Origin of the sequence: Geodermatophilus amargosae, assembly GCF_041028265.1 — a bacterium.
Classification (GTDB): domain Bacteria; phylum Actinomycetota; class Actinomycetes; order Mycobacteriales; family Geodermatophilaceae; genus Geodermatophilus; species Geodermatophilus amargosae_A.
Window position 1 is genome coordinate 188,458 of sequence record NZ_JABGCW010000015.1, and the last position, 11,087, is coordinate 199,544.

Annotated in this window: 7 protein-coding genes and 1 pseudogene; 4 read left to right on the forward strand and 4 right to left on the reverse strand. The window is 73.8% G+C overall.

Going from position 1 to position 11,087, the window contains the following annotated elements; translation table 11 throughout:
* Positions 1-20: 20 nt before the first annotated feature.
* Complete coding sequence (locus tag HLV61_RS19140; protein ID WP_369258268.1) at positions 21-1,259, reverse strand: serine hydrolase domain-containing protein; 1,239 nt, start codon at positions 1,257-1,259, stop codon at positions 21-23.
* Positions 1,260-1,281: 22 nt separating this feature from the next.
* Here HLV61_RS19140 and HLV61_RS19145 point away from each other — a divergent pair, with 22 nt between their 5' ends.
* From HLV61_RS19145 to HLV61_RS19160, 4 genes and pseudogenes are all read left to right on the forward strand, one after another.
* Positions 1,282-1,644: an iron chaperone gene (locus HLV61_RS19145; protein WP_369258270.1), complete on the forward strand. Its 363-nt coding sequence runs from the start codon at positions 1,282-1,284 to the stop codon at positions 1,642-1,644.
* 93 nt (positions 1,645-1,737) lie between these two features.
* On the forward strand, positions 1,738-4,917 hold the full coding sequence (locus HLV61_RS19150; RefSeq protein ID WP_369258272.1) for an AAA family ATPase: 3,180 nt from the start codon (positions 1,738-1,740) through the stop codon (positions 4,915-4,917).
* Positions 4,918-5,187: 270 nt separating this feature from the next.
* Positions 5,188-6,315, forward strand: coding sequence for an ABC1 kinase family protein (locus HLV61_RS19155; RefSeq protein ID WP_369258282.1), 1,128 nt, complete (start codon positions 5,188-5,190; stop codon positions 6,313-6,315).
* Positions 6,305-7,042: pseudogene (locus tag HLV61_RS19160) on the forward strand (SAM-dependent methyltransferase); the annotation flags it as partial. The gene HLV61_RS19155 and the pseudogene HLV61_RS19160, both read left to right, overlap by 11 nt.
* Positions 7,043-7,085: 43 nt before the next feature.
* Here the strand turns inward: HLV61_RS19160 and HLV61_RS19165 are convergent.
* The 3 genes from HLV61_RS19165 to HLV61_RS19175 form a co-directional block, all read right to left on the reverse strand.
* Positions 7,086-7,613 (reverse strand): hypothetical protein, encoded by a 528-nt coding sequence (locus HLV61_RS19165; RefSeq protein ID WP_369258274.1) that lies wholly within the window; start codon positions 7,611-7,613, stop codon positions 7,086-7,088.
* 380 nt (positions 7,614-7,993) lie between these two features.
* Positions 7,994-8,539, reverse strand: a complete 546-nt coding sequence (locus HLV61_RS19170; protein ID WP_369258276.1) for a DUF1990 family protein — start codon at positions 8,537-8,539, stop codon at positions 7,994-7,996.
* Between the two features lie 54 nt (positions 8,540-8,593).
* On the reverse strand, positions 8,594-10,843 hold the full coding sequence (locus tag HLV61_RS19175) for an MMPL family transporter (protein ID WP_369258278.1): 2,250 nt from the start codon (positions 10,841-10,843) through the stop codon (positions 8,594-8,596).
* Between the last annotated feature and the right edge of the window lie 244 nt (positions 10,844-11,087).

Sequence of the window (11,087 nt, forward strand, 5' to 3'; positions counted from 1 at the left end):
TCCGCAGGCCGCGCAGGCGATCACGGTGGCAGCGTAGGTCCGGGCCCGCGCCTGGACACGCCGTCGCGTCCTGGCGGAGCCGACGTCCACCGCGGACCGAAGGCGAGCGCGCGGACGTCGTCGAACACGGCCGGGGGAGCGGGCGACGACCACATCTGGTTGGTCAACAGCACCGCCGTCGTGCCCGTGACCGGATCGGTCCACCAGGAGCTGCCCAGCCCGCCGTCCCAGCCGAAGGAGCCGGCGTGCCGGCCGCCGGGCTCGTCGGCCCGCCGGACGCCGATACCCAGTCCCCAACCGCCACCCTCGTCGTCGACCGGGCCGGCCTGCTCGGTGAGCATCGCGTGCACCGTGTCCTCGCGGAGGATCGGTCCGCCACGGGCCAGCAGCGTCCGGGCGAAGGTGGCGAGGTCGTCGACGGTGGACACCAGCCCGTCGCCGCCGTCGGGGAATGCCGGCGGGCGTGCCCACTGGCCGTCGGCGGGGTCGTACACCTGCCGCGAGTCGGTGTCGTCCGGCGGTGTCCAGTGCGGGCCGAGCCGGTCGCGCGCGGTGTCGGGGACGCCGAAGCCGGTGCCGGTCATCCCCAGCGGCGCGAGCACCCGCTCGGCGACCACCTCGGACAGCGGCCGGCCGGCGGCCCGGGCGACGAGGACGCCCAGCACGCTCGCGCCGGTGTGGTAGAGCCAGCGCTCGCCGGGCTGGTACGCCAGCGGGACCGCGGCCAGCCGGCGCAGCCACTCGTCGGGCGGGGGAGCCGCCTGCGGCCGCGGCGGGCCGGCCGGCAGCCCGGCCTCGCCCAGCGCGGCGACCGTGGGGGTCGGCCACGGCGCGGTGAAGTCGATCCCCAGGCCGAGCCGGAACGTGAGGACGTCGCGCACGCTGATCGGCCGCCGCGCCGGGACGGCGCCGGCGGCCGCGTCGGCGGGGTCGGCCAGCACCACGCGGCCGGCCAGCTCGGGCAGGTGCGGGTCCACGGGGTCGTCGAGGCCCAGCGTGCCGTCGTCGACGAGGGTGAGCGCGGCGGCTGCTACCACCGGCTTGGTCGTCGACGCGATGCGGAAGACCGTGTCGGGGGTGACCGGGTCGTCCCCGCCGGGGGTGTGGGTGCCGGCCGCGCCGCGCGCGACCTCGCCGCCGCGGACCACGACCCAGGCCGCGCCCGGCACCGCGTCCGCGGCCACCGCCGCGCCCACCACCCGCTCGAGGTCCTGCGCCAGTCCCATCTCCTGTCGACCGGGGACGGGACGGGAACTCATCGGGTGCGGCACCATCCCCGCCATGAGCGCCCCAGGCACCGTCGAGGAGTACCTGGCCGCGCTGCCCGAGGAAGCGCGGGAGGCGCTGGAGCAGGTGCGTGCGGCGGTGCTGCGCGGCATGCCCGGCGCCACCGAGACCGTCCGCTACGGCATGCCCGCCGCCATGCTCGGCTCCCGCTATGGCCTGCACTTCGCCGCGTGGAAGAAGCACGCGGCGCTGTACCCGGTGCCGGTGTTCGACGGCCCAGGAGAGGGGGACCTGGAGGCCGAGGTGGCGCCGCTGCGGTCGGGGAAGGACGCCGTGCACCTCGTCTACCGGCGGCCGGTGCCCGTCGACCTGGTGGAGCGGATCGCCGCCGCGGTGGCCGCCCGCCGCCAGGGCTGAGCCGCTCCGTCCGACCGCCCGGGGCCGGTGTAGGCAGGTCCCCGGCGGGATGGAGTGTGCTCTGCGTCACTGGTGTGGCCCTATGGTGCACCCATGCCGACCTGCGGGGAGTGCGGCGAGGACGTCCCGCCACGCTTTCGCTTCTGCGGTGTGTGCGGGACACCGGTGGCCGAGCCGGCCGCTCCCCAGCGCGAGATCCGCAAGACCGTCACGGTGCTCTTCTGCGACGTCGTCGACTCGACCCGGCTGGGCGCCCGGCTGGACCCCGAGTCGCTCCGGCAGGTGATGAGCCGGTACTTCGAGGTGGCGCGAGCGGCGCTGCAGCGGCACGGCGGCACGGTCGAGAAGTTCATCGGCGACGCGGTGATGGGGGTCTTCGGCGTCCCCACGCTGCACGAGGACGACGCCCTGCGAGCGGTGCGGGCCGCCACGGAGATGCGTGAGGCCCTGGAGAGGCTGAACGCGGACCTGCGGGCGGAGTGGGGGGTCGAGCTCGCGCTGCGCATGGGCGTGAACACCGGGAACGTGATCGCCGGCGACCCGGCGCGCGGGCAGACGCTCGTCACCGGTGACGCCGTCAACGTCGCCGCACGGCTGGAGCAGGTGGCCGGGCCGGGGGAGATCCTCATCGGTTCGGTCACGTGGAACCTCGTCCGGGACGCCGTGGTCGCCGAGCGCGTCGGCGGCCTGACCGTCAAGGGCAAGGACGACCCGATCGACGCCTATCGTCTGGCATCGGTCACCCCGCTCGTGATGGGTCGGGCGAGGCGGGTGGACACCCCGATGGTCGGCCGGGTCCGGGAGCGGCGACTGCTCGACCAGGCCTTCGAGCGCTCGGTCGCCGAGGACGGCTGTCACCTCTTCACGGTGCTCGGGCCTGCGGGGGTGGGGAAGTCACGGCTGGTGCACGACTTCCTGTCCGACGTCCGAGCCGAGGCGACCGTCGTGCGTGGCCGCTGCCTGGACTACGGCGAGGGCATCACGTTCTGGCCGATCGTCGAGATCGTGCGGGAGGCCGTCGGAGCGGGCGACGCGGAATCCCCGGAGCAGTTGCGGACGCGGCTGGTCGAGCTGCTGCGCGGGGAGGAGCACGCCGAGCTGGTGGCGCAGCGGGTGGCCGCCCTCGCCGGGACCGCCGAGGTGGCCAGTCGAGCGGACGAGGTGCCCTGGGCGGTGCGCCGGCTGCTCGAGGTCCTGGCCCGCCGCCGGCCCCTGGTCGTCGTGATCGACGACCTGCACTGGGCCGAGCCGACACTGCTCGACCTGGCGGAGCACGTCGCCGACTGGAGCCGCGAAGCGCCGATCCTCCTGCTGTGCCTGGCCCGCCCCGAACTCCTCGACGTCCGGCCTGGATGGGCGGGGGGCAAGATGAACGCGACGTCGATCCTGCTCGAGCCGTTGAGCGCGGTCGAGTCGGCCACGATGGTCGGCAACCTGCTCGGCCGGGTCGCTGACGGCGACGTGGTGCGTGCGCGGATCGCCGCCGCCGCCGAGGGCAACCCGCTCTTCGTCGAGGAGCTCGTGGCGATGCTCGTCGACGACGGCGTCCTCGTCCGTGACGGTGACCGCTGGACCACGACGGCGGACCTGGCCGCCACCCCCATCCCGCCGACCATCTCCGCGCTGCTCGCCGCCCGGCTGGACCGTCTGGCGGAACAGGAGCGCTCGGTGATCGAGCGGGCCAGCGTCGTCGGCAAGACCTTCTACCGGACGGCGGTGTCGGAGCTGTCGCCCTCGGAGCTGCGGCCGGACGTCGCTCCGAGCCTGATGGCGCTGGTCCGCAAGGAGCTCATCCGGCCCGACCGTTCCGGCTTCCTCGGCGACGACGCCTTCCGCTTCCGGCACCTGCTCATCCGGGATGCCGCCTACGACGCGATGCCCCGCCGCGAGCGGGCCGAGCTGCACGAGCGGCTCGCCAACTGGCTGGAGGAGGCGGCCGCCGGCAAGGTCGCGCCGTTCGAGGAGATCCTCGGCCACCACCTCGAGCAGGCCCACCGTCAACGGGCGGAGCTCGGGGTGGGCGGCGAGCAGTCCGTCACCCTGGCGCGGCGGGCGGCCGCACACCTGGCTGCCGCGGGGCGCCGGGCGTTCGGCCTGTCGGACGTGCCCGCGGCGCTGGGGCTGCTGCAGCGAGCCCTGCGGGTCGCCCCGGAGCCGGACCGTGCTCCACTCGCCGCCGATCTGGCCGAGGTGCTGGTGCACGCCGGGCGCCTGCACGAGGCGCGGGAGGTGCTCGACGGCGTCGGGGCCGGTGGGCCGACCGTGACGCTCGCGCGCCTGGAGTTGCGCATGCTGACCGAGCAGGCCGGATTCGGCGGGCTGGCGGCAGAGGTGGAGGCGGTGCTGCCCGGGCTGGAGGCGGCCGGCGACTCCGCCGTCCTCGTCCGCGGACTGGCCCTGCTCGCCCAGCTGAACTGGCTGCAGGGACACGTCGTTGCCGCCGAGGGGCACACGAGTCGCGCGCTCGCACTGTCGCAGCGCAGCGGTGACAGGCGGCAGGTCAGCCACGCGCTGAGCCAACTCGCGTTCTACACGCTCATCGGGCCGACGCCGACCGACGTGGGTGTCGACCGGTGCACCGCTCTGCTCGCCGAGGCGGGTGACGACCGGAGCACGCGCGCCTCCCTGCTCCGGACGCTGTCGGGTCTGCACGCCCTGCGCGGGGACTTCGACCGGTCCCGTGCACTGGCGGCTGAGAGTCTCGCCGTCTTCGAGGACCTCGGGCTGCGGCTGGCGGCCGCCCAGGCCACGGTGGAGTTCGCCCTGCGGGAACTCGTCGCCGGGGACCCCTTGGCTGCCGAGTCCCTGGCGCGAGGGGGCTACGAGCTGCTCGCGGCCATGGGGGAGCGGTCCTACCTCTCCTCCAGCGCGGCGTGCCTGGCCCACGCGCTCAGCCTGCAGGGCCTGCACCACGAGGCGGGGCGTTTCGCCGAGGTCAGCGAGCGGACGGCGGACCCGGTGGACGTCATCGCCCAGTTCCAGTGGCGCGTGGTGCGGGCCCGGGTCCTCGCGGGTACCGGACGACCGGCCGAGGCGGTGCGGCTGGCGGAGGAGGCGGCCGCGCAGCTGGCTGGGACGGACCTCATCGGCTTCCAAGGCGACGCCCAGTACGAGTTGGCGCTGCTGCTCCGGGAGGACAGGCAGATCGACGCCGCGATGGTCGCCGCCCGAGCGGCCGTCGACCTGTACGACCGGAAGGGCAACGCCGCCGCCATCGGATACGTCCGGGCGCTCGTCGACGAACTGGCCGACGACCAGGTCGCGGCGTTCTGACCCATGCCTGGCCACCTGCCGTCGCCTGCCACGTGGAGGTCCCGAGGACGGGCTGCAGGACGCGCTCTGCGGCCACCCCTGCGCCTGGCGGCACGCCTCCCTCGGCTGGCCGGGACGGCGCTCCGGGACAGGGAGCAGTTGCCGGCGCGATCCGTGGACGCGCTCGTCGCCCTGGGGCCGGCGTGGGCGAAGGTCGGCCAGGTGATCAGCACCCGCGGGGACGCTGTGCCGCCCCCGTGGCTGGCGGCCCTGGCGGTGCTGCGGGACCGGATGCCTCCGGAGCCGCCCGGGGCGGTCCGGGAGGTGCTCGACCGGGCCTTCCCCGGCGGAGTCGATGCCGTCCTCCACGAGGTGTCCGAGGAACCCATCGCGGCGGGGACCGTCGCACAGGTGCACCGGGCCCGACTGCCCGGTGGGGAGCCCGTCGCGGTGAAGGTGCTGCGGACAGGAGTGACAGAGGACCTGTGTGCGGACTTCGCGCTGCTCTCGGCCCTCGCCGCCGCGGCGGAGCGGATGAGCCGCCGTGCGCGCGTCCTGAACCTCCGTGGCCTGGTGAGTGAACTGCGCGGACTCCTGCTGTCGCAGACGGACCTGACCCACGAGGCCCGCAACTACCGTCGGTTCGCCCGCGAGTTCGGCGGCGACGACACGGTGCGCATCCCGAGGGTGTACAGCGAACTGACCACGCGCGAGGTCCTGGTCACCGAACTGGTCGAGGAGGTCGACCCGTACGACGTCGCCCGCGTCGCCCTCCACCCCGCGACCATGGCCAAGCGGATCGACGACCTGGTCGACCGGATGGTGTTCCTCTCCGGCCTGTGCCACGCCGACCTCCACCCGGGGAACTTCTTCTGGACCCCCGAAGGCCGCATCGTCCTGGTCGACCTCGGCCTGGTGCACCAACTGTCCAAGGAGGAGCGGCAGCACCTCCTGGCCTTCTACTCCGCCGTCCTCGACGGCTTCGACGAGTTCGCCGCGGCATACGTGCTCCGCCACCTGACGATCGTGGCCGGTGCCGTCGACGGCGCGCCGATCCCGGCCGGCGCCTACGAGGACGTCAGCGCCGTCGTGCGCGCCGACTGGACCGAGGCGGGTGGCCGGCCGGCCTTCTCCCGGACGTTCATGGACCTCCTGCAGGTGCTCGGCCGACACGGGCTCCAGCTCCGGCACCGTTACAGCCGGCTGTTCCTGACGCTGGCGACCGTCGAGGGTTACGAGTACTCACTGGACCCGGACTTCGACGTCCTGGAGAACGCCCGCCGCAAGCGGGTCGAGCAGGCCGAGTACGTGGGCATCCCCCCCGGAGGCCGACGCCCTCGTCTTCCAGGGGTTCGCCACCTACTCCACGGGCCGGTTCGACGGGGCGGCCGACCCGCGGCAGGCCTGGACCGCCCGTGACCGACTCGTGCTCGACGCGCTCGACGTCGGGCCGGGCAGCCGATTCCTCGACGTGGGGTGCGGGCGTGGTCAGTTGCTGGCAGCAGCCGGCCAACGGGGAGCGGAAGCGCTCGGCATCACCGTGAGCAGGGCGGAGCACGAGGCCTGCACCTCGCGAGGGCTGGACGTCCTGCTGAGCAGCTGGGAGGACGCCGACCGCAGCCTCGGCGGCCGGCCGTTCGACGCGATCGCGGCCGTGGAGATGGACGTGCACCTCGGCACGCTGCACGAGAGCCGGGTGGGGCTGCTCGACCTGCGGCTGGACCGCTTCTTCGGGTGGGCGCACCGGCACCTGCGTCCGGGGGGTGGGTTGTTCGTGCAGACGTTGAGCGTCCCGGAGGCGCTGCTGCACGATCCGGCGCATCTCGACGAGTTCGAGCGGCTCACCGACCTGCTGCCGTGGATCGGGTTCAGCACGTTGCCGCAGATGGTGCGCTGCTCCGACCGATGGTTCTCCGTCGAGCAGGTGCACGACCACTCGTCGGACCTGCTGCCGACCTACCGGTTCTGGCGGGACAACGTCAACCGACAGCTCCCGGCGCTGCGGGAGGTCGTCCGCGACGAGGCGATCGTGCTGGTCCGCCGACAGCTCGACACCCTGATCGGCATGGCGGAGTCGGGGCAGCTCTCGCTGTACCGGCTGCTGCTGCGGGCGCGGGACGCGCCAGGGCCGGCGCGGACGGGGTGAGGGGCGGCGGGGGAGTCCCCCGTCGCCCCTCACCTCGGAAGACTCAGCCGGCGTCCTCGGTCTTCTTCTTGGAACCGAGCGCGCCGCTGAGGTGCCCGGCGACGTCGTCTTCCTCGTCCGCGGCCTTGGGGTGCGTCGGCCGTAGACCGCCGATCACGCCGTGGCCCTCGACGTCGCCGGTCTCGTCGCGTTCGGCGTCGGCACCCATCCGCCACTTGTGGCCTTCGGTGTCGTCGGTCTCGTCGCGTTCGGCGTGGGCGAAACGGAACTTGCTGGCGTGGCCCTCGGTGTCGTCGGTCTCGTCGCGTTCAGCGTCGGCTCGGTAGAACCGCCGTCCGTGGCCTTCGACGTCGTCGGTCTCGTCGCGTTCGACGTCGGCGAACCTGACTCTGCTGGCGTGGCCTTCGACGTCGTCGGACACCTCGTGCTCCACGTCTGTGGGGCGCTTCGCTCCGTGGCCTTCGACGTCGTGGGTCTCGTCGCGTTCAGAGTCGGCCCGGTAGAGCTTGCGGCCGTGACCTTCGACGTCGTCGGGGTCCGTGCGGTGGGTGACGGGCTGCTGCGGTTCCATCGGGTCCTCCTCGGGTGGGATCTCCTCGGTGCGCTCACTGTCCGGCGGCTCGGCGCCGGGGGCTGTCCGGCACCCGACGGGCGCGGTGTCGGCTGTGCGACACGGTCACGCCGCCTGTGCCGGGACGCCGACCCAGGACCGTGATGCCGGTTGGCCGGGCCGGCCTCCGGCGCCGAGCGAGACGTCTCCTGCCGGCCGCCGGCTCCGGCGGGTCCCGGACACTGCAGGAGGCCCGATGGCTGCGCAAGGAGTCGAGGCGCGGTTCGCGTCGGGGACCAGTGGCCCGCGGGTGGTGGCCAGCAGCCCGCGATGACGCGCCGCTCGACGGGGCGGCTCTGCCTGCGACCGGGTGGAGTCCGGCCTCGCCGGGGCCGTGGCATCTAGCCTCGGGCCGCTCGCTTCAGCGACGAGAGGTAGCGGCGGGTCGCCAGTCCCTGCACGAACCGGCTCACCGGCGGCACCACCCGGGCAGCGGGCGTGGCCAGCCGGGAGAACACCCGGATGGTCACGACGACGTCGCCGCTGTCGGCGAGCCGCACGGTGAATCGTTCCTCGCCGCTCTCCGGGTGCCCGGGCAGGGTGCCGTAGGCGTAGCCGCGCTCGTCGCCGGTGGTCGAGGCCCAGACGACCCGGCACGGGATGTCGTAGCCCAGCCGGGGCAGGCCCGCCGTGAGCACGACGACCGTGCCGACCTCAGCCGGCGTCCCCGTGGCCCGGACCCGAAGGCCCACGCTGCGCTGCGGCGTCCACTCGAAGATCGCGGCGGCCACCCGCTCGAACGTCTCCCGGCCGGTGCCGACGACCTCGGTCCACTCGCCCGGCAGGTAACCGGCCGGCAGCTCCGCGGACCCGGTGGCGCCGACCTCGGCGTAGGTGAGCGGCGCGTCGCGCAGGTCGACGGGGGAGACGGCACGCAGGAGACCCATGGCCACGAGTCTGCGCGGAGGCCCGCGGGATGCCGCCACGTGCGGTCGCGGGGGTCAGCTCCGGACCGCGGCCGGGCTGTCTTCGGCCCGTTCCTCCGACCTCTCCTCTGCCTCGATCCGCACCGGCCGCTCCCACGCTCCCGCCGGCGTCGGGTCGCCGTCGGATTCGCGGACGCCGTAGCGGGTGTAGAACCGGCGCAGCGGCTCCGGTGCCCACCAGTTCGCCCGGCCGAGGAGCCGCATGGTGGCCGGCACCAGGAGGGCCCGCACGACCGTCGCGTCGACCACGATGGCGATGAGCATCGCCACCCCGATCATCTTGATCAGGACGACGCCGGAGAGGGAGAAGGCGCCGATCACCACGACGAGCAGCAGCGCCGCGCTGGTGATGATCCCGCCGGTGCGCTGTAGCCCGGTGGCCACCGCGGCGGTGTTGTCGCCGGTCAGGTCGTACTGCTCCCGGATCCGGGACATGAGGAAGACCTCGTAGTCCATCGACAGCCCGAAGACGATGGCCAGCACCAGGATCGGCGAGGTGGCCTCGACGAACCCGGTCGGGGTGAAGCCCAGGAGCCCGGAGAGGTTCCCGTCCTGGAAGATCCACACCAGCGCGCCGAAGGAGGCGCCCAGCGACAGGACGTTCATCAGCACGGCCTTGACCGGCAGCACGACGGAGCCGAAGGCCGTGAACAGCAGGACGAACGACGTCACCGCCACCAGCAGGGCCATCCACGGGAGCAGCGAGCCGAGGCTGTCGAGCAGGTCGGCGTACACGGCGGCGGTGCCGCCGACGAGGACCTCGGCGCCGTCCGGCGCGGGCACCTCCCGGACCGCGGCCACCAGGTCCCGGCCCTCGCTGCCCATCGCGTTCACGTCAGCGGCGATCACCACCCGCGCCGTGCTCCCGGCGCTCTCGGCGACCGTGGCGCTCTCCACCCGGGGAACGGCCTCGACGGCGGCGACGTAGGACTGCAGAACCGCGCTGCCCTCCGGTGTACCGGCAGCGCCGGGGAGGGTCAGGACCGCCTCGACCGGGCCGGACGGGCTCGGCGGGAAGTCCTGCTCGATCGTCTCGGCGACCACCCGGCTCTCCGCGCCCTCCGGCATGGCACGCACGTCGATGCCGCCGAACTCCGCCCGCGTGAACGGCAGGGCCAGCGCGACGAGCAGCGCCCCGACGACCAGCGTGTACAGGACCGGACGGCGCATGACGCTGTGCGCGATGCGGTACCAGGCCCCGTTGCGTTCGACGTCCGCGTGCGCCGGGCGCCGCCGCCGGGGCACGAGGCAGCGCACCGACAGTGCGTCGACGCGGGGCCCGAGCACGGCCAGCAGCGCCGGCAGCAGGGTCAACGCGGCCAGCATCGCGATGAACACGGCGCTCATCCCGCCGAAGCCCATCGAGCGCAGGAACACCTGCGGGAAGATCAGCAGACCGGCGAGCGAGACCGCCACGGTGATGCCGGAGACGGCGACCGTGCGGCCGGCGGTCGCCATGGTCCGGGCGAGCGCGTCCTCCATGGTGGCCTGCCGGCGGACCTCCTCGCGGAACCGGCTCACCACGAACAACCCGTAGTCGATGGCCAGTCCGAGACCCAGCACGGTGACCACGTTGACCGCGAAGATCGACACGTCGGTGACCAGCCCGAACGCACGCAGGGCGGCGAACGAGGCGAGGATCGCGGTCACCCCGATCGCCAGGGGCAGCGCGGCCGCGGCCAGGCCGCCGAAGATGACGACGAGCAGGACCGCCAGGATCGGGAGCGAGATGGTCTCCGCCGTGGCGATGTCCTCGCTCACCAGCACGTTCATGTCCCGGTTGAGGGTCACCTCACCGCCGAGTCGGGTGGTCAGTCCCGGGGCGGCCAGGTCGCCCTCGATGGCGTCGAGGACGTCCTCGCGCTCGTCCTCGTCGCCGCGCAGGCTGAGGACGGCGTGCGTGCTGCGCCGGTCCTCGCTCACCAGGAAGGCCGCGCCCGTGTCGAAGAAGGACACCGTGCGCAGCACGTCGTCCTCGGGCAGGGCGTCGAGGGTGGAGGTGACCGCCTCGGCGTAGGCCGGGTCGTCGACCGTCGTGGACTCGCTCGAGTACAGGACGACGACGTCGGCCGCGCTGCGGCCCAGCTCGCGCTCGGCCAGCTCACCGGCCCGCGCGCTCTCGCTGTCGGGGTCGAAGAAGCCGCCACCGGTCATCTGGCCGAAGACGCCGGTGCCCCAGACGCCGGCGAGGGCGACGAACACCAGCGAGAGCGCCAGGACCCAGCGGCGCCGTCGGTACACGGTGCGACCCAGTGCCTCGAACACGGTTCCTCCTGCCCTGCTGGTCGACGTCGTGGGTGACGGGCGGTGGGTCCCGTTGCCCCACCGCCCGCCAGATGCCGGGTCAGGCGTCGTCGGTGCGCTTCTTGGAGCCGAGGGCGCCGCTCAGGTGACCGGCGACGTCGTCCTCGTCGTCGGCCTCGGGGCGGGTTGGGCGGAGACCGCCGACCGCGAGGGTGTCGCGGCCGGACTCGTACGCGTGGCCTTCGGTGTCGTCGGTCTCGTCGCG

Coding starts and splice junctions, on each gene's coding strand:
- HLV61_RS19140 (WP_369258268.1), bottom strand. CDS start 1,259: ATGAGTTCCCGTCCCGTCCCCGGTCGACAGGAGATGGGACTGGCGCAG.
- HLV61_RS19145 (WP_369258270.1), top strand. CDS start 1,282: ATGAGCGCCCCAGGCACCGTCGAGGAGTACCTGGCCGCGCTGCCCGAG.
- HLV61_RS19150 (WP_369258272.1), top strand. CDS start 1,738: ATGCCGACCTGCGGGGAGTGCGGCGAGGACGTCCCGCCACGCTTTCGC.
- HLV61_RS19155 (WP_369258282.1), top strand. CDS start 5,188: ATGCCTCCGGAGCCGCCCGGGGCGGTCCGGGAGGTGCTCGACCGGGCC.
- HLV61_RS19165 (WP_369258274.1), bottom strand. CDS start 7,613: ATGGAACCGCAGCAGCCCGTCACCCACCGCACGGACCCCGACGACGTC.
- HLV61_RS19170 (WP_369258276.1), bottom strand. CDS start 8,539: ATGGGTCTCCTGCGTGCCGTCTCCCCCGTCGACCTGCGCGACGCGCCG.